We start from the raw sequence: 21379 nt of genomic DNA, 5'->3' as shown, positions 1-21379 counted from the left end.
AGATGGCGAAAAAACCCGACAAAGCCGCCGAGAAGGCGAACAACCATGTGGTGGCGACCAATCGCAAGGCGCGCCACAACTATTCGATCCTGGATGTGTACGAGGCCGGGGTCGTGCTGGTCGGCACCGAGGTGAAGAGCCTGCGCGAAGGCCAAGCCTCACTCGCCGACGCGTTCGCCACCATCGACGACGGCGAGATCTGGTTACGCAACCTGCACATCGCCGAATATCACCACGGCAGCTGGACCAACCACGCGCCGCGGCGCAACCGCAAGCTGCTGATGCACCGCAGCCAGATCGACAACCTGGTGGGCAAGATCCGCGACGGCAACCTGACCCTGGTGCCGCTGTCGCTGTACTTCGTGGACGGCAAGGTCAAGGTCGAGCTGGCGCTGGCCCGCGGTAAAGAGGCCCGCGACAAGCGACAGGATCTGGCCAAGCGCGACGCCGACCGGGAGATCACCCGCGAACTGGGCCGGCGCGCCAAGGGGATGGTCTAACCGCGCGCCTCGACGTGGGCGGCCAGGTTCTCCAGCGTCGAGCCGATGCCGGCGAGGTGATCGTCCTGACCGATGCCCTCGGGCACGTCGGTGCAGGTGACCGTCACCTCGGTGCCGTCGTCGGTGGCCGTCAGCGTCCACGTCATCGTCATGGTGCCGGCGAACGCGGGGTCCGGTGAGGCGAAAACCACCTGCTGTTCGATCAGCCGGTCGGGCACCAGCAGCGTGAATCTTCCGTGCACGACGTCGGTGTTGTTCCCGGTCTTTCCGGTGGTGGTGGCGTCGTCGTAGGTCAGTGTCAGGACGTAGACGCCGCCGGCGTGCGGTTCGAAGCGGTCGACGCGGCCGGTCATACCCGACGGCGGCAGCCACGCGATCAACGCCTGCGGATCCAGCCACGCGCGGTAGACGGCGCCAGGGGAGGCGTGAATGACCCGGGATGCGGTGTCGATGCGCGGCATGACTCCATCATGGCGGCATTTACCGGGACCTCGAGGCTGACAGCGATATAGTGCCCCACGCGGTCAGACGCACGGGGAGGGTGGGTGACAGTAGGACGCTCGCGTCTACGTTTACTCGTGCTCGCCGGTGTCATCACGCTGGCAGCGGTCAACGCGATGGCGTTTTGGGGCGACTCGGCGGCCGATACCGGCGCATTGATCTTGCAGATCTGCGCGGGTGTGGGCGCGATCGTCTGCGGCTTGACCGTCGCGCGGCGCGAGCACGGCACCGAGCGCTGGTGGCGACTGGTGTTCGTCGCGGCGCTGGTGAACTGGGCGCTCGGCCAGACGCTGTGGCAACTGCACATGGCCGACTGGGCGCCGGTACTGGCCCGGATCGTCTACCTGTCGATACCGGTGCTGGTGTTCACGTCGGTGGTCCTGCTGGTGCGCTCCAGCGGCGGTGTGACGGCCCCGCCCGACAGCCCGTTGCGCCAACCGTTCGTCACCAACGCCCTCGACGGGGTCATCGCCGGCCTCGCGTTCCTGATCCTGGCGGTCATGAGCGACCTCGGCACCCGCTTCGCGGCGTCCAGCACGCACATGCGCGTACTCGACGTCATCTTCATCGGCGCGGAGATCTTCGTCGTCGGCACGGTCGTGCTGATCGCAATGATCTATGACCCCAGCCGGCCCAACCGGACGAACTACCTGCTGCTCGCCGGTGGACTGCTGATGATGGGCACCGCCAACCGGCTGCTGGCCTACCTGCGCTCGGTGGATATGACCGACGCGGAACTGTGGGTCGGGATCGGGCTGATCGTCGGACCGGTGCTCACCGGCTTCGCATTCCTACCGACGGCACCGCCGTCGGACAGTGCCTTCCGCCGTCAGGACTGGCCGCAGCTGCTGCTGCCCTATGTCGGGTTCCTCGGCATCGCGGTGCTGTTCACCTTTCACCTCTACATCGAGCGCGAACTGTCCCTGGCCGCGGTCGTGCTGGCGGTCGCGATGGTGGCCCTGGTGGCGACCCGGCAGGTGCTTGCGACGCGGGCGGAGCGGTCGCTCACGCAGTGGCTGTACTGGGCCCAGCGCGGCCTGGCGCACCAGGTGCACCATGACGCGCTGACCGGGCTGCCGAACCGGACGCTGTTCGCGCAGCGCCTCGATGAGGCGATGCGGCACGGACAGTTCGTGCTGATCTTCATCGACCTCGACGACTTCAAAGAGGTCAACGACCGCTACGGGCACGCCGCCGGCGATGAACTGCTGTGCGCGGTCGGCGACCGGCTGGGGCGGTTCGTGGCCGACGGCGACACCCTGGCCCGCATCGGCGGCGACGAGTTCGCCATCCTGATCCGCGGTGCCGGCGATCAGGGTGAGCAGCTCGAGGGTTCGGCCGAACGGCTGCGGATCGCGCTGCGCGAACCGTTCCCGGTGCACGGTTCGTCGCTGCGGGTGCAGGCCAGCATGGGGCTGGTGCGGCCCGAGTCCGACGGATTGCCGCAGACCTCCGACGACCTGCTGCGCCAGGCCGATATCGCGATGTACGCGGGCAAGCGGATGGGCAAGGACACCGCCGTGGTCTACCAGCCGTCATCGGGGGCGGTGGTCGACTTCCCGACCCTGCTGCGTGCGTCCAAGGGCAGGCCGCCGCCCGGGTTCCGGCTCGTCTATCAGCCGGTGGTGGCGCTCGGCGATGGCACGCCGGTGGCGGTGGAGGCGCTGTCCCGGTGGACGGCGGCCAACGGGATCGACATCTCGGCGGAGACCTTCGTCGCGGACACCGAAGCGGCCGGCCTGGGCGCGGACTTCGACGCGCTGGTGCTCGACCTGGCCTGCTCGGAGGTGCGCGGGCGCGGCCTGGATTTGGATATCCACGTCAACATCGGTGGGGCGCGGCTGGGCAATCCTGGGTTCGAGCAGACGGTACGCAACGTGCTGGAGCGCTACCGGATTCCGCGGGAGCGGCTGGTCCTGGAGATCACCGAGACGATGCCGATCGTCGACCTCGACCGCGCCGCCCGCCAGATCGGCCGGTTCGGTGAGATGGGCGTCAAGGTCGCGCTGGACGATTTCGGCTCCGGTTTCAGCTCGCTGACCTATCTGCACGCGCTGCCGGTCGGGATCGTGAAGCTGGACCGCAGCCTGGCCTCCGGCAGCAACCCGGCGCGGGATCAGACGCTGTACCGCTCGGTGATCAAGCTGTGCGACGACCTGGGGCTCGACGTGATCGCCGAGGGCGTCGAGACCGCCGAGCAGGCCGAGATGGTGGCCCGCGCCGGCGGCCGGTTGGCCCAGGGGCACCTGTTCGGGATGCCGGTGCCGGTGGCCGAACTCGTCGCGTCCTTGGCGACGGTGCAGGGTCAGGCTTAAGCGTTGGGCGGTTGTCGGTGCGCGCGGTATGATGGTGAGTCCTGCCGACTGTCGGCGGGGGTGCGAGGGGCTGAACGGTTTCGACTTCGCGCATCGAATCAAGGGAAGCGTGCCGGTGCAGGCAAATGACCACCGTAAGCGTCGTTGCAACCAATTAAGCGCCGATTCCAATCAGCGCGACTACGCACTCGCTGCCTAAGTAGCGATGCGTGTCTGTCAGACCGGGAGCGCCCTCGGCCCGGATCCTGGCATCAGCTAGAGGGACCCACCCACGGGTTCGGTCGCGGGACCCGTGGGGACATCAAACAGCGACTGGGATCGTCATCTCGGCTTGTCTGCGTGACCGAGAGATCCAAGTAGAGACATAGCGGACTGCGCACGGAGAAGCCTTGAGGGAATGCCGTAGGACCCGGGTTCAATTCCCGGCAGCTCCACTCACGAGGGGGAGGCCGCAGGTCACACGACCTGCGGCCTTTTCTTTTGCCCGCTTGTGCGCCCAGCGTCGACTTGTTGTCGAACTTCTCGACTTTCTTCGACAACAAGTCGACGCTGGACGTAGGCGCAGGGGAGTCAGACCTGTCATCCCGCCAGTGCAAGCCAGTTCAGATTTGTGGCGCTCCCGGCAATCCGCGGCGTGGTTGAACTCGAATCCCTTGGGTGGCGTGATTCTCATGAACGCCCATCAGCGTCCGTCGCTGACAGACAGGAGGGGTGCACCATGGATCAGGACCCGGTGGAATTCGCTGAGACCGGCGATATCGCGAAGGACGTGGGACAGCGGATCGAGCTGCTACGTCACTTCTCGGCGACCGGACAGAGCCCGTTCTTCCAGCAGATCGACTCCGTCGATACGCCGATGGTCGGTGTCCATGGCAAGGAGTGTGTGCTGCTCGGGTCGAATTCCTATATCGGCCTGTCGACGCATCCCGACGTGGTCGCCGCGGCGGTCGCCGCGACGGAGGAATTCGGGGTCGGGACGACCGGCAGCCGTCTGCTCAACGGGACGTACAGCCTGCATGTCGCCCTCGAACGGCAGATCGCCGAATGGCTGGGGCATGAGGAAGCGCTTGTCTTCACCACCGGTTACCAGACCAACGTCGGCACCATTCAGGCGCTGCTCGGCGACGACTGCCTGGCCGTGGTGGACTCGTTGGCCCACGCCTCGATCCGCGACGGGGTACGACTGAGCCGGGCCGTGGAAGCCAAGTTCGAGCACAATGACGCCGAGTCGCTGGCGGCGGTCCTGCGCAGCCACGGGGGGATGCGATATCGGCGGATTCTGGTCATCGTCGACTCGCTGTACTCGATGGAAGGCTCGACGGCTCCGCTCGAGCGAATCATCGATGTCTGTAACGGTGCGGGTGCGCTGCTGATGGTCGACGAAGCGCACGGTATCGGTGTGTTCGGACCCTCCGGGGGCGGCCTGACACAGCGGAACGGGGTCGCCCAACAGGTCGACATCGTGATGGGCTCGTTGTCGAAGGCGATCGGTGGTCTCGGTGGATTCATCGCCGCATCACGCGATTTCATCGACGAGATCCGGCTGAGTGCGCGGTCCTTCTGGTTCAGCACGTCGGCGACACCGGCCGCGATGGCGGCTGCTTCCGCTGCAGTCAAGATCATCCGCAGCGACGAGGGCAGGGAACGGCGCAGCCGGCTGGAGCGCAACTCGCGACTCATGCGGAAGGCGCTCGCGCCGCTGGACGTCGCGCTGCATCAGCCCGACGACCACAGCCCCGACTGGTCACCGATCATTCCCATCCGACTGTTCGACGAGCTGCGCACCGTCCTGAGCTGGAATCAACTTCGGGATTCCGGTGTTTTCGTCACACCGGCGATCTACCCGGCAGTGCCGGTGGGGGAGCCCATCCTCCGGGTCTGCATGACATCGGAACTCAGCGAAGACGAAGTCATCCGTTGTGCTGACGTACTCAACAAAGAGCTGTCCTGGGCCCTGGCGGCTGCGTGACCGGGGGCCTCCGCCTCGCCATCACCGGTGCGACCGGGGATTTCGGGCGCGCCATGCTGAATTGGGCTGTGCGCAACGAGGATATCGAGGAGATCACCGTCCTGGGTCGTCGACAGACCGACTGTCAGCATCCCAAGGTCCGCGAAGCCTACCTCGACCTCAGCGGCCACATCGACCTCGATCCGATCACCGGATACGACGCGCTCATCCACCTGGCCTACTGCGTGGAAGAGCCCCGGGACAAACGCCTGGCCTACACGGTCAACGTGGTGGCGACGCAGGCGCTGCTCGAAGAGGCGAACCGGGTGGGCATCGGCCACCTCATCCTCACCTCCAGCGCGAACGCGCTCGGCGTCGCGGCCTGTGGTACCGGAAAACAATTGCCGGAGAACAGTTATCCGGCCGGCGACCGGAATCCCGACCACTACTACTTCTATCACAAGGCGCTGCTGGAGCATCTGGCCAACTGGTACTGGACACACGGCGAACCCGGCGGCACGAAACTGGCCGTCGCGCGACCCTGCTACATCGTCGGGGAGCATTTCGACAACTCAGGGCTGCAAGCATTCCTGGCCAAGACGATCGTCTACCCCAACCCGGCGAGCTCCTTCTATCAATTCCTCTGGGACACAGACCTGGTCGATGCCTACGCCACCATCCTCTCCCAGCAGCTGACCGGCATCTACAACATCGCCCCGACGGACCACACCAGCGTGCGGGAGATCAGCGCGATGACGGGTGCGCGGCTGGTTGCCGGGCCGTTGGGGCCGTTGAAACTGGGCGCCGATCTCCTGTTCCGGCTGCATCTCGCGCCCTTCTCCGGGCACTGGGTGACGCGTGGCGACCCGCTGCTCGACTCTGGGCTGCTCCGCTCCACGGCAGCGTGGGAACCGTCATCCAGTTCCGCAGAAGCGCTACAGCGCTATATCTCTCGTACCTGAACCAGGAAGGACTTCCGATGGACCGCACCGGACTGGAATCGAGGCTGTCGCACGTGGCGGCCGTCCGTCGCCACCTCCCCGAACTCGCCGACAAGTTGCACGAACTCGGACTGATGGTTGCCGAAAATCCCGCGACGAACGTCGTCGCACTGTGGAAGGAGCACAACGGGCCACGGCTGACCGCGCCGAAGGAACTCGGCGGGCTGGGGGCAACCTGTGTGGAAACCCTTGAGCTGCAACGCGGTGTCGGCTACCTCAGTCCGTCGCTCGCCGCGGCGACCACCATGCATTACCTCTCGGTCGCTGGGCTGGCCGACTTCGCAGAATCGACCGACGAGGAGACCGTCGGGCTGATCAAGTCGCTCATCGAGAATCGCACCGTCTTCGCCTCCGGCTTTTCCGAGGGCAAGATCGACGGCAGCGTCTTCCGCCCGACGATGGAGGCCACCCCGGCCGACGGCGGTTACACCCTCACCGGGAGCAAGAAACCCTGCAGTCTGGCCGACAGCATGGACTGCGTGATGGCCAGCGTGCTGCTCGATGACACCAAACAGCGGGCCATCACGGTGATTTTCAACGGCAGCCCAGGGCTCAGCGTCACCCCGCTGTGGACCAGTGCACCGCTGTCCGGCGCGCAGACCCACGCGGTGGTCTTCGAAGACGTCTTCGTGCCCAACGAGTTGATGATGGTCAGCGACGTCGAGGATCCCGACGGCCGCAACGAGAAGTCTGGCTACGTCCTGTTCGGGTTGATCATCACGGCCGGCTACGTCGGCGCCGCGACCCGACTCGCGCTCAAACTCGCCGACCGCGAGGACTTCACCCCCGCAGACTTCGTCGAATTGTTCTCGCCCGTCGAGGGGGTGTGGCGCGCATTGCGGATGATCGCCGAGCGTTACGACACCGGTGATCGCAGTGACGACCTCTTCGCCGATCTGCTGTGGATTCGGCTGGGATTCCGCGACCACCTGCAGTCGGCCGTGGCCCGAATGGTGGCGAAGGTGGGCGGGGTGGCCTTCGCCACCGACCCCGAGATCGCCTATCTGGCCTCGTGTATCTCGGCGTATTCGTTCCACCCGCCGAACCTGCGCGAAGCCGGTACTTTCCTGCTCGACCACGAGCTGGCCGGGGAGATCAACCTGACTCGCTGAACCCCACCTTGGCGTGCAGCTTGGCCAGTGGCGCCGGAGCCCACCAGTTCCAGCGTCCCGCAAGCTTCATGACGGCGGGTACCAACACCATGCGCACCAACGTCGCGTCGACCACGACGGCGAGCGCCAGGCCGACTCCGATCATCCGCATGAAGGCGACGTCGCCGCTGGACAGCGCCGCGAAGACGATCACCATCAGCACTGCGGCCGCGGTGATGACCCGGCCCGCACCGGCGATGCCGAGTGCCACCGCCTCGTCGTTGTCCTCCTTGCGCTGGGCCGACGCGAGCCAGTGCTCCCGGATCCGGGACAGCAGGAACACCTCGTAGTCCATCGACAAACCGAACGCCGTCGCGAACAGGAAGACCAGCACATCGGCGACCAGCGTTCCGGTCGGTGTGCAGCCCAGACCGCCCAGGTGTCCCTCCTGGAACACCCACACCAACGCACCGAGTGTCGCCGACAGCGACAACGTGTTGAGTACCAACGCCTTTACCGGTAGCAGCAGGCTGCCCGTGAGCAGAAAGATCAGCACGAACGTGGTGGCCGCTATGAGCAGGAGCACCACGGGCAGGAGCCGGACGATCTCGTCCACCGAATCCTGGTTGAGTTCGTTGGCGCCGGTGAACAGCGCCTCGGCACTCTGCGGCACGGGGACCGCGCGCAGCCGGTCGAGCTCTTCCCGCGACAGCGAGTCCGATGACGGGTGCTCGATCGCGACTGAGAGCCACAGGCTTCCGTCCTTCGCCGCGGTCGGCAGCAGGGGTGGTCCGGCGCCGCGGCCGTCGACGTAGGAGCCGTTGGGCGCGGACACGGCGAGCGCACCGGGAACGTTCGACAGCGCGGCGGCGTAGTCGGCGATGTCGTCCTCGGTCAGACTCTGCGCATCGGGGATGACGATCGAGGTGGCCGCCGCGGCGTTGCCGGGGAACTCGGCACGCAACGTGTCGCCCACCTGCCGCGACTGCGCACTGGTCGGTAGCACCCGATCATCGGGGAGTCCGAAGCGTGCATTGAGGAATGGGGCGCCGAGCATCAGCAGCAGCGCGATCACCGCGAGCGCGCACGGGACCGCGTGGCGGGTGACGAATGTGGTGGTCCGGTAGAGCACGCTCTGGGTGATGTCCGGTTGGGTGGTGTCGCGCCCGAACTTCGTGCGGATGTTGAACTTTTCGATCCGGTCGCCCAGCAGTGTGATCACCGCCGGCGCCACGATGACGGCGTACAGACCGGCCAGCGCCACCACTCCGCAGCCCGCGTACGCCATGGACCGCAGGAAGTACATCGGGAACACCGCGAGCGCGCCGACGGCGAGGAACACCGTGCATGCCGAGAACAGTATGGTGCGACCGGCTTTCGCCATCGCCAGGCGCAGCGCCTCATCGCGATCGCCGACGCGTTGGTATTCCTCGCGGTAGCGGCTGATGAGCAGCAGGGTGTAATCGATTGCGAGAGCCAGCCCCATGGCGGTGGTGAGGTCGAGCGCGAAGATCGAAACATCGGCGAAAAGGGTTATCCCTCGCAGCATCCCGAGCGTACCGACGATGGCCATGCCCCCCACGACGAGCGGCAGCAGCGCGGCGAACACACCGCCGAACACCCAGATGAGGACGATGAGCGACAGCGGCAGCGCGATGGCTTCGGCGATGAGCAGGTCCTTTTCGGACTGCTCGTTGATCTCCGCGGAGACGATCGCGGTGCCGCCGGCCAGCACGGTGAGCCCGTCACGCTCACCGGTGACGAGGTCGGCGACCTCCTTGCCGTGTGTGGGTGCGTCGTTCTCGCCGCCGGAGATCTGCGCGATCACCACCGCGGTTCGGCCGTCGGCACTGATCAGGCTGCGACCGGCGGGGGAGCCGTCCCAGGGGGAGACGACTCCGTTGACGTTGGGGGCAGCACGGATCTCATCGACAAGCCTGCGGCCCGCGTCTGCGGTCGCCCGGTCGAGCACGGCGCCCGTACCTCGCACTACGAAGGTGACGTCCATGTCGCCCTGACCGAACGTCTCGGTCAGCACCTTCGTCCCGCGGGCGGATTCCGAGCCCGGGTCCTGGAACCCGGCGGAACCGAGATGTTCGGTCACGGTGGCGCCGAACACGCCGGCGAGGATGGTCAGGAGCCCGACGACGAGCAGTACTCGTCTGGGGGCTGCGATGACCACGCGGGCCAGCTTCGAAAGCACGCTGTGCGACGTTACGGGATGACCTTGATGGGCAGCGTGGTTTGCTGTGTCACCGCGATCAGTCGTTTTTCGCCGCGTAACGCAGCAGGACCGTGCCGTTCGGGAACGTGCGATTCTCCAGCAGCTGCAGAGAGATCCACGACGGCAGCGTCGGGAAGAACGGGGTGCCGCCACCCACGGCGGTGGGCGCGACCACCAGCCGGAACTCATCGACCAGTCCCGCTTGCACGATGGGTGCGGCCAGCGTGGCGCCGGCCACCTCCAGCTGGCCGTCGGTTTCGGCCTTGAGCCTCCTCACCACCTCGACCGGGTCGCCGCGTTCCAGACGCGAGTTCCAGTCGACAGACTCCAGCGTGCTGGAGAACACCACCTTGGGCATATCTCGCCAGATCTGCGCGAAGTCGACGATCATCGGGGTGGCGTCCGGGCCCTCGTCGGCGGTCGGCCAGTACGCGGACATCAGGTCGTAGAGCCGCCGCCCGTAGAACGCGCACGCGGTCTCGCGTTCGAAGTCGTTCCAGTACTGATGCAGCTCTTCGCTCGGGTCGGACCAGTCGATGCTGCCCTGTGCGTCGGCGATGTAGCCGTCCACCGACACGGTGAAGCCATAGATGAGTGTGCCCATGCAGATCAGACTGCGCCGGCAGGCAGATCTCATCGACTACCGCGATCACCAAAGTGGCGACGCCGTCGAACAGGGGTGACACGATGACGCCGTGACCCAGGGACCAGGACGTCTGCTCGCAAAGTCCGCGGTGATCACCGGGGCCGCATTCGGGATCGGGCGGGCGACCGCCGTGCTCTTCGCCCACGAGGGCGCGCGCTTGGTGGTGACCGACATTCAGAGCGAGCCGCTGATGGCACTGGCCGACGAACTGCGGGAGGCGGGAGCCGAGGTCGAGACGGTCATCGGCGACGTCTCGGTGGAGGACGACGCCCGGCGGATGATCGAGGCGGCCGGACGGTTCGGTCGACTCGACGTGCTCGTCGCCAACGCCGGGATCATCCCGCTCGGGGACGCCTCCGAGGTGACCGTCGCCGCGTGGGACGAGGTGATGGCAGTCGACGGGCGCGGCATGTTCCTCACCTGCAAGTTCGCCATTGAGGCGATGCTGACGACCGGTGGTGGGTCCATCGTCTGCCTGTCCTCGATCTCCGGGCTGGCCGGGCAGAAACGGCAGGCGGCGTACGGGCCCGCCAAGTTCGTCGCCACCGGTTTGACCAAGCACCTGGCGGTCGAGTGGGCTGACCGGGGGATCAGAGTGAACGCCGTGGCCCCCGGCACGATCCGAACCGACGCGGTCAAGCGGATTCCGGACCAGCCGGGTGGCGCGGAGTATCTGGAGTCCATCGAGCGCATGCACCCCATGGGCCGCCTCGGCGAACCGGCCGAGGTCGCCAAGGCCATCGTCTTCCTGGCCTCCGATGACGCGTCCTTCATCACCGGTGCGGTGCTGCCGGTCGACGGGGGCTACCTCGCGCAGTAGCGAGCAGCAACGCCCCAATAGGATCGGCGCCATGGGGCGAGGGAACACGTGATGGTCGGCGACAGCGCGCAATCCGACAGTGAGTCCGGCTCCGGAATCGAGCCACCCGTCCACCCCCGCATTCGCAAGGCGCTCGGCCTGCTGGAACGATTCGCTCCCGCCATCGGCGCCCGCTGGGCCACCGAGCTGTGGTGCACTCCGCCGGTGGTGGACGCCAGTCTGCGCATGCCGCCGGGGGTTCCGCCGAGCGAGCCCGTCGAGGCGTACTGGTCCGGCCACCGGGTCGCGGGGGAGGCCTGGGGGCAGGGACCGGTGGTGTACCTGGTGCACGGCTGGGGCGGTTGCCGCGCGCACCTGGGCGTCTTCGTCAAACCGCTCGTCGCTGCCGGGCACCGCGTCATCGCGTTCGACCTGCCTGCGCACAACGACTCCGACGCCGGTGTGCTCGCGGCGGGACGCACCCATCTGGTCGAATGCGCCGAAGCCGTCAGCGCATTCATCCGCACCCACGGCCCGGCCCGCGCCATCGTCGCGCACTCTTTGGGCGCCAAAGCCGCCGCGCTGGCGCTGACCGACGGCGCCGAGATCGAGCGCCTGGTCTTTCTGGCGCCGATGGGTGACTTCGATTTCTACCTCGACATGTTCGCCGAGCGACATGGGTTCGGGCCGCGGGTTCGCGACGGCCTGCATCGTCGACTCGCCCAGCGCATCGAGATGCCGCTCCACGAAACCGATCTCGGTTTCATCGGGGCCAAACTCGAGTCCCCGACACCGCTGCTGGTCATCCACGACCCCGACGACCCCGACGCGCCCTATCGCTTCAGTGCGGAATTCATCGGCTCCTGGCCGGGTGCGGAGTTGGTGACCACCCGCGGGTTGGGCCGGTTGGCGCACTACCGGATCCTGCGGCACCGCGCCGCGATCAACGCCGGCGTCGAGTTCATCGGCTCTGCCCGGTAATCGCCTCTTGTTCTGACACGCTGTGCACGTGGATCTCATGTGGAGCGTCGTCGCGCTGACCGTTGCGACATTCACGGTGCTGCTCGCGGCACGCCGAATCCTCATGATCGGCAGCGCGCTGGTGTTCTCCCGCTACGTCGCCGTCGGCGGGTTGGTGGCGTTCTCGGCGACCCGCGACGGCGACCACTACCGGGTGCGTTTCGAGGTGGGCGGCCCCGGCGTCTTCCACAACGTCACGGTCCACCTGTTCGGAGCGGACGGGCCTGCCCCGCCCGCTCCAAGGCACACCATGGCCGCCGGGGACGCCCCGATCGAGTGGATGTTCTCGCTCCCCGACGCCGGGCAGGCCTGGGTGATGGTGACGTGGGTCCGGCCCTATCTGCAGGGTGTCGAATCCGAGGCGCTCGCACAGCGATTGGCGGGCGGGAGCCTCTACGAGTGGCGGTGGTACTCCGAGACCAGCCGCTACGTGCGGACGGTCATCAGGTTTCTGGCCCGACGGTGGTCATGGGAGTCGTTGCGCGAGTTGCCGTTGTACGGGCGGTGGCGCCGCACCTCATCGAACAGCGAAGCCGATCTTGTGGGTCCGGGAGCGACTGCGCCGCCGAGGATCTGAGAACGTCTGCGGAAGCACCTGGCGCATCGCCCGATGCGCCAGTCGTCGGTGCCGACCGCGTAGCACCGTTCCGGTGACCGAGCCGCACAGGAAGCCCGCGATGAACACCCGTCGTGAGCGCCGTTGGCTCGGCCGGCCCACCAGGTAGCCACCGATCGCGGCGACGATGGCGACCCCGACGACGAGCGCGAAAGTTGCCACCGCCCGATCCAACCACCGGAGGTCCGGGCCGGCGCCGCTCGTGACCGAACCGAACCTCAAGCGTGAAGTTCCTGACGCTCAACGTCGACCTGTCGTCGAGGATCTCGCCCGGGAGCGACAACACGTCGACGTTCGGCGAACTATCCCGCGCCCTCGGCCGGCGGCGCCTCTGGGGTCACGGTCTGCGTCTCGGTCTGGGTTTCGGTGACCGTGCTGGTGCTCGTACTCACCGAGGTGCTCGGCGTCGTGGTCGTGGTGGTGGTCGTTGTCGTCGACGGGGTGGTGGTCGTTGTCGTGGTCGTCGGCTCGGTGGTCGTGGTGGTCTCCGGGGTGGCCGTCACCGTCTCGGTCGGCACCGGCGCCACCGCGGACGTGGTCGCCGCCTCCGACGACGAGGTGGTCGACGACGTCGTCGTGGTGGTGGACTCCGAAGAATCACCGCTCAGCGCGCTGATGATGCCCCAGATTGCGCCGACCAGCACCAGGGCCGCGATCGCGCCGATGACCACCAGCGCCGCGGGTTTGCGGTACCAGGGCTGCGGCGGCTCGGGTGGTTCGCCGCCGGCGGCGTAGGGGTCGGCCGTTTCGTACGGCTGGGTGTAGTCGCTGTAGTTCGCGGCGTACTGGGTGGGTTCGTCGTCGGAGTAGTTGTCGCCGGGTCCGTTGTTCGCCATAGTGCTTCGACGGTACGACGTTCGGATGACGAAGTGCGGTAACGCGCCGGGCGTGCGCGAAACGGCTCAGCTCTCGCGGCGCGCCTTGGCTCGTCGTTTGCCCTCGTGCATGGCGGCGACCCGGGCGACCGGGATGCTGCGGCCCTGTTCGATCAGATCGTCGGGCAGCCGCTGCGGTGCCGGCATCTGCTCGGCCCACGGATCGCGGTCGCCCAGGCGGTCCAGCGCGGTGTGCACGGTGAAATCCGACGGCCGCACCTCGGAAAGCTCCGACCAGGACAGCGGAAACGACACCGGTGTACCGGGACGCAGCCGTGGGCTGTACGCCGCCGCCACTGTCGCCCCGCCGGAGCGGGTGGCGTCCACGAACACCTTGTTTGCGCGGTCCTCGACGATGAAAGCCGTTGTCGCAATGTGCGGATCGAGCGCCTCGGCGCGCGCCGCCAACGCCCGGGTCGCCGCCGCCACGTCATCGCCGGGAGCATCGACGGGCACGAAGATATGCACCCCGCGCGACCCACTGGTCTTCACCGCGCCCGCCAGCCCGGTGTCGGCCAACGCCTGGCGCACCAACTCGGCCACCGCCACCACCGCGGCGAAGTCCTCGGCGTCGGGCGGGTCGAGGTCCAGGATCAGATGGGTCGGTGCGTAGATGTTGTCGGCCGGCCCGAGCGCCGGGTGGTATTCGACGGCACGCTGATTGGCCAGCCACAGCAGGGTGCGCCGGTCATCGCACAGCGCGTAGTGGATCTCGCGGTGCGATGCCTCGGCCCAGATCGGCACCGTCTTCACCCAGTCCGGGGTGTACTTGGGCACGTTCTTCTGCATGAACGGCGCCCGCCCGCGCAGCACCCGCAGCACCGTCAGTGGCCGCCCCGCCAGCCCGGGCAGGATCCGGTCGGCGACCGCGTCCAGGTAGTCGACCAGGTCGCGCTTGGTGGCCCCGGCATCGGGGCCGAGCGGCTGGTCCAGGTTGGTCAGCTCGACGCCGGCTCGCTGCTCGTCCGCGGTCATGGCTCCACCATAGGATCGTGGGATGACCGTCGTCCTCGCTCTGCGGTGCGCCAACGGGATCGTGTTGGCCTCGGATTCCCAGATCACCGATCCGGGCCGCGGCCTGACCTATCCCGCGCAGAAGCTGCACCCGTTGGGTACGTCCGCGGCGTGGGGTGGCAGCGGCTCGCGTGCGGTGCTCTACGACGTCGAGCAGATCTTCACCGAGGAAGCCGACGCCATCGTCGAGGCCAAGGACATCGGGCGCGCCATCCAGGCGCGGGTCCGGCCGATCCTGGAACACCACTACGAGAACTTCATCTCCAGCGTGCCCGGGCAGGACAAGGCCGGCACGCCGGCGACCTTCGTTCTGGCCGCCGGCTACGTGGGGGACCGGCCGTTCATCATCGATCTCGACCCCAACGCGCTGCTCGGCCATCACGAGGAGACCGGCTTTCAGGCGGTCGGCAGCGGCGCGGCGATGGCGCAGCAGGCGCACGCGCTGCTCACCCATTTCCGGATGCCCGAACGCGATGTCGACTACGGCGTGGTGGCCGCCCTGCGGGTGCTCGACGCGCTGGACGCCTCGTCGTCGAGCGTCGGGGGGCCGATGGACCTGTGCCGCATCACCCCCGAGGAGGGCGCTCAGCACCTGACGCCCAAACAGGTCGACGCGGTCCGCAAGAACGTGGCCAAGTGGGTGAAGCTCGAACAGCAGGCGCTCGACGACCTCTTCGAATGAGTCTGTGAAGTTGCTGTCAATTCACTCTGTGGGTTGGCAATTGTTAAATTAGCTACGTAAATTACGCCCGATACAGATTCTGTAATCCTGACGGGCCACACATTTGAACGCCACCAAAGCCGATCGCTCCAAGATCGCACATCTCGTCCGAGTGCTTTCGGTACCCATCGTGCTGGCCTGGCTGGCGCTCACCATCGCGACCAACGTGCTCGTCCCGTCGCTGGAAGAGGTCGGCGAGGCGAACACCGTCGGGCTGAGCGCCCACAACGCGCCGGCGATGATCTCGATGAAACGCATCGGCGCCAACTTCGACGAGTTCGACTCCGACAGCAATGCCATGGTGGTGCTGGAAGGCGATCAGCCCCTCGGTGACGAGGCGCACCACTACTACGACGGCCTGATCGACAAGTTCGAGGCCGACCCCGCCCACATCCAGCACGTCGCCGACTTCTGGGGCGACACCCTGACCGCGGCCGGCGCGCAGAGCGCCGACGGGAAATCCGCCTACGTCCAGCTTTATCTGCACGGCAACCAGGGCGAGACGCTGGCCAACGAGTCGGTGCAGGCGGTCCGCGACATCGTCGCGCAGAACCCGCCGCCGCCTGGGCTGCAGGTGTTCGTCACCGGTGGTGCGCCACTGATCTCCGATCAGCACCACGCCGGCGACAAGAGCATCGCCAAGGTCACCATGATCACCCTCGGCGTCATCCTGCTGATGCTGCTGATCGTGTACCGCTCCATCGGCACCACGCTGCTGATCCTGCTGATGGTGTTCGTCGAACTCGGGGCGGCCCGCGGTGTCGTCGCCTTCCTGGCCAGTGCCGGGGTCATCGGGCTGTCCACCTTCGCGGTGAACCTGTTGACGTTGATGATCATCGCGGCGGGCACCGACTACGCGATCTTCGCCGTCGGCCGCTATCAGGAGGCCCGCGGCGTCGGGGAGGACCGGGAAACCGCGTACTTCAGCATGTTCGGCGGCACCGCTCATGTCGTGCTGGGCTCCGGGTTGACCATCGCCGGCGCGATGTTGTGCCTGTCGTTCACCCGGCTGCCGTATTTCCAGACCATGGGGGTGCCGTGCGCGATCGGCACGCTGGTCGCGGTGATCGCGGCGCTGACGCTGGGACCCGCCGTCATCACCATCGGCAGCCGGTTCGGCCGGTTCGAACCCAAACGGGCCATCCGGTCCCGGGGCTGGCGCCGTATCGGCGTCACCGTGGTGCGCTGGCCCGGCCCCGTCCTGGTGGCCAGCCTGGCGCTGGCGATCATCGGGCTGGTGACCCTGCCGGGCTACAAGACGAACTACGACGCGCGGCGCTACCTGCCCGCCGATCTGTCCGCCAACGTCGGATACGACGCCGCCGAACGCCATTTCAGCGCGGCCCGGATGAACCCCGAACTGCTGATGGTGGAGAGCGACCGCGATCTGCGCAACCCGGCCGACTTCCTGGTCATCAACAAGATCGCGAAGGGCATTCTCGCGGTCCCCGGCGTCGCGCGGGTGCAGACCATCACCCGGCCCAACGGCAAACCCATCGAGCACACCACGATTCCGTTCATGCTCAGCCAGCAGGGCGCCACCCAGACGATGAACGAGAAGTACCGCCAGGACCAGTTCGCCGACATGCTCAAGCAGGCCGACGACATGCAATCCAACATCGAGACCATGCAGCAGCTGTCGTCCATCACCGAGCAGATGGCCGCCACCACCCACTCGATGGTCCAGAAGACCACCGACATGACGCTCGACATCGCCGAAATGCGAGACCACATCGCCGATTTCGACGACTTCCTGCGCCCCATCCGCAACTACTTCTACTGGGAACCGCACTGCTACGACATCCCGGTGTGCTGGACCATGCGCTCGGTCTTCGACACCCTCGACGGGATCGACATCCTGACCGCCGACATCCAGGCGGTGGTGCCCGACCTGCAGCGCCTGGACACCCTGCTGCCGCAGATGGTCGTGCTGATGCCGGAGAACATCCGCGTCATGGAGAACATGCGCAACTCCATGCTGACGATGTATCAGACCCAGAAGGGCATGCAGGATCAGGGCTCTGCCATGCAGGACAACGGCACGGCCATGGGGGAGGCCTTCGACGCGTCCCGCAATGACGACACCTTCTACCTGCCGCCGGAGGCCTTCGAGAACGAGGACTTCAAGCGCGGGATGGAGAACTTCATCTCACCCGACGGAAAGTCGGTGCGATTCATCATCAGTCACGACGGGGACCCGGCCACCCCCGAGGGCATCGCGCACGTCGATCCGATCAAGACGGCCGCCAAGGAAGCCATCAAGGGCACCCCGCTGGAGGGCTCAAAGATCTTCCTTGCCGGCACCGCGGCCACCTACAAGGACATGCACGACGGCGCGCAATGGGATCTGCTGATCGCCGGGATCGCCGCCGCCGCACTGATTTTCGTGATCATGCTGCTCATCACCCGGGCGCTGGTGGCGGCCGCGGTGATCGTCGGGACCGTGCTGCTGTCCCTGGGCGCCTCCTTCGGTATGTCGGTGTTGTTGTGGCAGCACATACTCGGCTTGGAACTGCACTGGATGGTGCTGCCCATGTCGGTGATCCTGCTGCTGGCGGTGGGCTCGGACTACAACCTGCTGCTGGTGTCCCGGTTCAAGGAGGAGCTGGACGGCGGACTGAAGACCGGCATCATCCGGGCCATGGCGGGCACCGGATCCGTGGTCACCTCCGCGGGACTGGTGTTCGCGTTCACCATGGCCTCCTTCGCGTTCAGTGATCTGAAGGTGATGGCACAGGTCGGCACCACCATCGCCCTCGGTCTGCTGTTCGACACCCTGGTGGTGCGTTCCTTCATGACACCGGCGATCGCCGCCCTGCTGGGAAAGTGGTTCTGGTGGCCGCAGGTGATCCGCACCGAGGCGTCGGCGCGCAGGCTGGCGGCACGCGGAATCGACGTGCCCGCGTAGGCTGGGTAGATCGACAATTCCGCGCGCGATCCCGTCCGAGTGGCCGTGCTGGCACCGATCGCCTGGCGGACACCACCGCGGCACTACGGTCCCTGGGAACAGTTCGCGTCACTGCTCACCGAGGGTCTGGTCGCGGCCGGGCATGAGGTCACGCTGTTCGCCACCGCCGACTCGATCACCTCCGCCGAGCTGGTGTCGACGGCGGCGTGCGGCTGGTCCGAGGACGAGACGGTCGACGCCAAGGTCGCCGAATGCCTGCACATCGCGTCGGTCTTCGAACGGGCCGGCGAATTCGAGGTCATCCACAACGGATTCGACTTCCTGCCACTCACCTACAGCGCTCTGGTCGACACCCCGGTGGTCACCACCATCCACGGATTCTCCTCGGAGCGCATCGTTCCCGTCTACCAGCGCTACAACGGCCACGGCGCCTACGTCTCCATCAGTGATGCCGACCGCCATCCCGCCCTGCGCTACGCCGCCACCATCCACCACGGCATCGACACCGACCAGTTCGCCGTGCACCCCGATCCCGGCGGGCACCTGTTGTTCTTCGGGCGGATCCACCCGGACAAGGGCACCGCGCGGGCCATCGAGGTCGCCCGGCGCTGCGGACGCCGCCTCGATATCGCCGGAATCATCCAGGACGAGGACTACTTTCGCGACGCGGTGGCACCGCACCTCGGCGAGACGGTGCGCTACCTCGGTCCCGTCGACGCGTCCGGGCGCGCCGAGGCGCTCGGCGGTGCGCACGCGCTGCTGCACCTCATCGACTTCGACGAGCCATTCGGCTACAGCGTGGTGGAGGCGATGGCCTGCGGCACACCGGTGATCGCCCACAACCGCGGTTCGATGAGCGAACTGATCGACCACGGGGTCACCGGTTATCTGGTCGACGATCTCGACGCGGCGGTGGCCGCCGTCGATGCGGCCGCCGCGCTGGACCGCCCGAAAATCCGTGAGCTGACCGTGGGCCGCTTCACCATTGCGGCGATGGTCGACAAGTATGTGGACGTGTACCGCAACGTGATCGGGAGCCGCGCATGACTTCGTGGTGGAAATCTGCCGTGGTGTACCAGATCTATCCGCGCAGCTTCGCCGATTCCGACGGCGACGGCATCGGGGATCTGGGCGGCATCCTGCAACGGCTCGATCACCTCGCCACGCTCGGCGTGGACGTGATCTGGTTGTCGCCGATCTACCGCTCTCCGCAGGCCGACAACGGTTACGACATCAGCGATTACCGCGATGTGGACCCGCTGTTCGGGACGTTGGCCGACCTCGACACGCTGATCGCGAAGGTGCACGCGCTCGGCATGAAATTGGTGATGGACCTGGTGGTCAATCACACCTCCGACGAGCACGCGTGGTTCACCGAGTCGCGGTCTTCACGCGACAACCCGAAGCGGGACTGGTACATCTGGCGCGACGCCCGCGACGGCGGCGAACCGAACAACTGGGGATCGTTCTTCTCCGGTCCGGCCTGGACCTGGGATTCCGGCACCGAGCAGTTCTACCTGCACCTGTTCGACCGCAAGCAACCGGACCTGAACTGGGACAACCCACAGGTGCGAAAAGCTGTGCAGGACATGATGATCTGGTGGCTGGACCGCGGTGTGGACGGGTTCCGGATGGACGTCATCAACTTCATCTCCAAGGTCGACGGGCTGCCCGATGCCCGCCCGGTGCCGTTGCAGCGCCACATCGTCGCCTTCGACGGGTTCGCCGACGGGCCACACGTGCACGAGTACCTCGCCGAGATGCACCGCGCCGTGTTCGGCGGGCGGGACGGCGAATACCTCACCGTCGGTGAGATGCCCGGCGTGACCACCGATGAGGCCCGGCTGTACACCGATCCCGCGCGCGGCGAGGTGGACATGGTGTTCCAGTTCGAGCACATGGCCATCGACCAGAGCCCGACCGGCAAGTTCGACTACCGCGGGCTCGACCTCGTGGTGCTCAAGGACACCATGCACCGCTGGCAGGCCGCGCTGGCCGACGTGGGCTGGAACAGCCTGTACTGGAACAACCACGATCAGCCGCGGGTGGTGTCCCGGTTCGGCGATGACGACCCCGCCTACTGGGCGGCCTCGGCCAAGGCGCTGGCCACGATCCTGCACGGGATGCGCGGCACGCCGTTCATCTACCAGGGCGAAGAGCTCGGCATGACGAACTACCCGTTCCGGTTCCCGCAGGATCATCGGGACCTCGAAGCCGTGAACTATTACAACGAGGTGGTCGCACTCGGTGGTGACACCGCGGCGGCGCTGGCCGGGCTGGCCCGGATGAGCCGCGACAACGCCCGTACCCCCATGCAGTGGGACGCGAGCGCGCACGCCGGCTTCAGCGCCGGGCAGCCGTGGCTACCGGTCAACCCGAATCACCTGTGGCTGAACGCCGAGGCACAAACAGGCGCACCGGATTCCGTGCTCTCGCATTACCAGGCCCTGATCCGGCTGCGGCACGAACTGCCCGTCCTGGCCGACGGCGACTTCACTCCGCTGTTCGCCGACGACCCGCAGCTCTGGGCCTACACCCGTGCCGACGGGGACGCGACGCTGCTGGTGATCGCCAACTGCGGCCGCGCACCCCGCACCGTTGACGTCGGCCCGCAGTGGGAGGCGGCCGAGTTGCTGCTCGGCAATCTCCCGGGGACGCCGGCCGGCTCGACGTCGCTGCAGCTGCAGGGCTGGGACGCGCGGATCTACGCCGCGCGCACCTGACTAGTGCGGGTCCTCGGTGACCGCCGCCGGCACATGCTTGGCGACCGTCGCGTCCATGGTCTCCCGCAGGGCCGGAATCTGTTGCAGCAGCACATCGAGATCATCGCGCGCGATGTGCAACACCTCGGCTTTGCCGATCGTCGTCACCGTCGCGTTGCGCAGCCTCCCACGGCGCAGCGCGGATTCGCCGATCACCTCTCCCGGGCCCACCACCGCGACCCGGTCCCGGCCGATGTACACCGCGGCCTCCCCGCTGAGCAGGATGTAGCAGGAGTCCGAGGGAGTCTGCTCCAGGATCAGCGGCCACGGACCGGAGGTCGAGGTGCGGTGCGCGGCGTGGACCAGGCGGTGCAGGTCCGCATCGGAGAACTTCGCGAAGGTGTCGAATTCCCGTAGCCGGACGGCGTCGATCTGCTGTTCGGCGTCCCGGGCCTGTACCGCAGCACGTGCGGTCTTGTAGCTGTTCATGTCGGATCC

The 21379-nt window shown here is 67.0% G+C and carries 18 protein-coding genes and 1 other RNA gene; 13 read left to right on the top strand and 6 right to left on the bottom strand.

Annotation, left to right across the window (positions count from 1 at the left end):
- The first annotated feature begins 2 nt into the window (after positions 1 to 2).
- Entirely contained in the window at positions 3 to 500 is a 498-nt protein-coding gene (smpB, locus tag ASE48_RS13230) for an SsrA-binding protein SmpB (RefSeq protein ID WP_057167554.1), read from the top strand.
- On the opposite strand, the gene ASE48_RS13225 is transcribed toward smpB, so the two are convergent.
- Positions 497 to 961: an SRPBCC domain-containing protein gene (locus tag ASE48_RS13225; protein WP_057167553.1), complete on the bottom strand. Its 465-nt coding sequence runs from the start codon at positions 959 to 961 to the stop codon at positions 497 to 499. The two genes, smpB and ASE48_RS13225, sit on opposite strands and share 4 nt — an antisense overlap.
- A gap of 84 nt (positions 962 to 1045) precedes the next feature.
- Between ASE48_RS13225 and ASE48_RS13220 the strand changes: the two genes are divergently transcribed.
- The 5 genes from ASE48_RS13220 to ASE48_RS13205 all read left to right on the top strand — a co-directional run bounded on the left by ASE48_RS13220 (position 1046) and on the right by ASE48_RS13205 (position 7377).
- The gene (locus ASE48_RS13220; RefSeq protein WP_057167551.1) at positions 1046 to 3316 is read left to right on the top strand and encodes a putative bifunctional diguanylate cyclase/phosphodiesterase; all 2271 of its coding nucleotides are present in this window, start codon (positions 1046 to 1048) and stop codon (positions 3314 to 3316) included.
- 66 nt (positions 3317 to 3382) lie between these two features.
- Positions 3383 to 3753, top strand: a transfer-messenger RNA (tmRNA) gene (gene ssrA / locus ASE48_RS32165).
- A 281-nt stretch (positions 3754 to 4034) separates the two neighbouring features.
- Positions 4035 to 5285, top strand: a complete 1251-nt coding sequence (locus ASE48_RS13215) for an aminotransferase class I/II-fold pyridoxal phosphate-dependent enzyme (RefSeq protein ID WP_057167550.1) — start codon at positions 4035 to 4037, stop codon at positions 5283 to 5285.
- Positions 5282 to 6226, top strand: a complete 945-nt coding sequence (locus tag ASE48_RS13210; RefSeq protein WP_057167548.1) for an NAD-dependent epimerase/dehydratase family protein — start codon at positions 5282 to 5284, stop codon at positions 6224 to 6226. Before ASE48_RS13215 ends, ASE48_RS13210 begins: the two co-directional genes overlap by 4 nt.
- A 17-nt stretch (positions 6227 to 6243) precedes the next feature.
- On the top strand, positions 6244 to 7377 hold the full coding sequence (locus ASE48_RS13205) for an acyl-CoA dehydrogenase family protein (protein ID WP_057167547.1): 1134 nt from the start codon (positions 6244 to 6246) through the stop codon (positions 7375 to 7377).
- On the opposite strand, the gene ASE48_RS13200 is transcribed toward ASE48_RS13205, so the two are convergent.
- Positions 7361 to 9559 (bottom strand): MMPL family transporter, encoded by a 2199-nt coding sequence (locus ASE48_RS13200; RefSeq protein WP_057167546.1) that lies wholly within the window; start codon positions 9557 to 9559, stop codon positions 7361 to 7363. The genes ASE48_RS13205 and ASE48_RS13200 overlap by 17 nt on opposite strands.
- 58 nt (positions 9560 to 9617) lie before the next feature.
- Positions 9618 to 10184 carry a dihydrofolate reductase family protein gene (locus ASE48_RS13195; RefSeq protein ID WP_057167544.1) on the bottom strand — a complete coding sequence of 189 codons (567 nt, stop codon included), beginning with the start codon at positions 10182 to 10184 and terminating at the stop codon, positions 9618 to 9620.
- Between the two features lie 91 nt (positions 10185 to 10275).
- On the opposite strand from ASE48_RS13195, the gene ASE48_RS13190 reads away from it, so the two are divergent.
- Genes ASE48_RS13190 through ASE48_RS13180 form a run of 3 tightly spaced genes read left to right on the top strand, consistent with a single transcriptional unit; the run spans position 10276 to position 12622 of the window.
- Positions 10276 to 11046, top strand: a complete 771-nt coding sequence (locus ASE48_RS13190; RefSeq protein WP_057167542.1) for an SDR family NAD(P)-dependent oxidoreductase — start codon at positions 10276 to 10278, stop codon at positions 11044 to 11046.
- 51 nt (positions 11047 to 11097) lie between these two features.
- Complete coding sequence (locus ASE48_RS13185; RefSeq protein ID WP_057167541.1) at positions 11098 to 12006, top strand: alpha/beta fold hydrolase; 909 nt, start codon at positions 11098 to 11100, stop codon at positions 12004 to 12006.
- 28 nt (positions 12007 to 12034) lie between these two features.
- Positions 12035 to 12622 (top strand): hypothetical protein, encoded by a 588-nt coding sequence (locus tag ASE48_RS13180; protein WP_156409177.1) that lies wholly within the window; start codon positions 12035 to 12037, stop codon positions 12620 to 12622.
- A gap of 341 nt (positions 12623 to 12963) precedes the next feature.
- Here ASE48_RS13180 and ASE48_RS13175 read toward each other — a convergent pair whose 3' ends face one another.
- Together ASE48_RS13175 and ASE48_RS13170 are read right to left on the bottom strand one after the other, a co-directional pair.
- Positions 12964 to 13497 carry a hypothetical protein gene (locus tag ASE48_RS13175; RefSeq protein WP_057167537.1) on the bottom strand — a complete coding sequence of 178 codons (534 nt, stop codon included), beginning with the start codon at positions 13495 to 13497 and terminating at the stop codon, positions 12964 to 12966.
- 66 nt (positions 13498 to 13563) lie between these two features.
- The gene (locus tag ASE48_RS13170) at positions 13564 to 14511 is read right to left on the bottom strand and encodes a DNA polymerase domain-containing protein (protein WP_057167536.1); all 948 of its coding nucleotides are present in this window, start codon (positions 14509 to 14511) and stop codon (positions 13564 to 13566) included.
- Positions 14512 to 14533: 22 nt separating this feature from the next.
- Between ASE48_RS13170 and ASE48_RS13165 the strand changes: the two genes are divergently transcribed.
- The 4 genes from ASE48_RS13165 to ASE48_RS13150 all read left to right on the top strand — a co-directional run bounded on the left by ASE48_RS13165 (position 14534) and on the right by ASE48_RS13150 (position 20902).
- Complete coding sequence (locus tag ASE48_RS13165) at positions 14534 to 15232, top strand: proteasome protein (protein ID WP_057167535.1); 699 nt, start codon at positions 14534 to 14536, stop codon at positions 15230 to 15232.
- A gap of 103 nt (positions 15233 to 15335) precedes the next feature.
- Positions 15336 to 18179 (top strand): MMPL/RND family transporter, encoded by a 2844-nt coding sequence (locus ASE48_RS13160; protein WP_057167534.1) that lies wholly within the window; start codon positions 15336 to 15338, stop codon positions 18177 to 18179.
- A gap of 45 nt (positions 18180 to 18224) precedes the next feature.
- Positions 18225 to 19226: a glycosyltransferase family 4 protein gene (locus tag ASE48_RS13155; protein ID WP_082614190.1), complete on the top strand. Its 1002-nt coding sequence runs from the start codon at positions 18225 to 18227 to the stop codon at positions 19224 to 19226.
- Complete coding sequence (locus ASE48_RS13150) at positions 19223 to 20902, top strand: alpha-glucosidase (RefSeq protein ID WP_057167532.1); 1680 nt, start codon at positions 19223 to 19225, stop codon at positions 20900 to 20902. Before ASE48_RS13155 ends, ASE48_RS13150 begins: the two co-directional genes overlap by 4 nt.
- Here ASE48_RS13150 and ASE48_RS13145 read toward each other — a convergent pair whose 3' ends face one another.
- Positions 20903 to 21370: a cyclic nucleotide-binding domain-containing protein gene (locus tag ASE48_RS13145; RefSeq protein WP_057167531.1), complete on the bottom strand. Its 468-nt coding sequence runs from the start codon at positions 21368 to 21370 to the stop codon at positions 20903 to 20905. It lies immediately after the preceding gene.
- Positions 21371 to 21379: the final 9 nt, after the last annotated feature.

Origin of the sequence: Mycobacterium sp. Root265 (assembly GCF_001428895.1) — a bacterium.
GTDB lineage: Bacteria > Actinomycetota > Actinomycetes > Mycobacteriales > Mycobacteriaceae > Mycobacterium.
This window is presented reverse-complemented; position numbering and strand designations above follow the sequence as displayed.

What these genes read in the sequence shown, in the direction of transcription:
- smpB (WP_057167554.1), top strand. Translation starts at nt 3, where the DNA reads ATGGCGAAAAAACCCGACAAAGCCGCCGAGAAGGCGAACAACCATGTG.
- ASE48_RS13225 (WP_057167553.1), bottom strand. Translation starts at nt 961, where the DNA reads ATGCCGCGCATCGACACCGCATCCCGGGTCATTCACGCCTCCCCTGGC.
- ASE48_RS13215 (WP_057167550.1), top strand. Translation starts at nt 4,035, where the DNA reads ATGGATCAGGACCCGGTGGAATTCGCTGAGACCGGCGATATCGCGAAG.
- ASE48_RS13205 (WP_057167547.1), top strand. Translation starts at nt 6,244, where the DNA reads ATGGACCGCACCGGACTGGAATCGAGGCTGTCGCACGTGGCGGCCGTC.
- ASE48_RS13195 (WP_057167544.1), bottom strand. Translation starts at nt 10,184, where the DNA reads ATGGGCACACTCATCTATGGCTTCACCGTGTCGGTGGACGGCTACATC.
- ASE48_RS13185 (WP_057167541.1), top strand. Translation starts at nt 11,098, where the DNA reads ATGGTCGGCGACAGCGCGCAATCCGACAGTGAGTCCGGCTCCGGAATC.
- ASE48_RS13175 (WP_057167537.1), bottom strand. Translation starts at nt 13,497, where the DNA reads ATGGCGAACAACGGACCCGGCGACAACTACTCCGACGACGAACCCACC.
- ASE48_RS13170 (WP_057167536.1), bottom strand. Translation starts at nt 14,511, where the DNA reads ATGACCGCGGACGAGCAGCGAGCCGGCGTCGAGCTGACCAACCTGGAC.
- ASE48_RS13165 (WP_057167535.1), top strand. Translation starts at nt 14,534, where the DNA reads ATGACCGTCGTCCTCGCTCTGCGGTGCGCCAACGGGATCGTGTTGGCC.
- ASE48_RS13150 (WP_057167532.1), top strand. Translation starts at nt 19,223, where the DNA reads ATGACTTCGTGGTGGAAATCTGCCGTGGTGTACCAGATCTATCCGCGC.
- ASE48_RS13145 (WP_057167531.1), bottom strand. Translation starts at nt 21,370, where the DNA reads ATGAACAGCTACAAGACCGCACGTGCTGCGGTACAGGCCCGGGACGCC.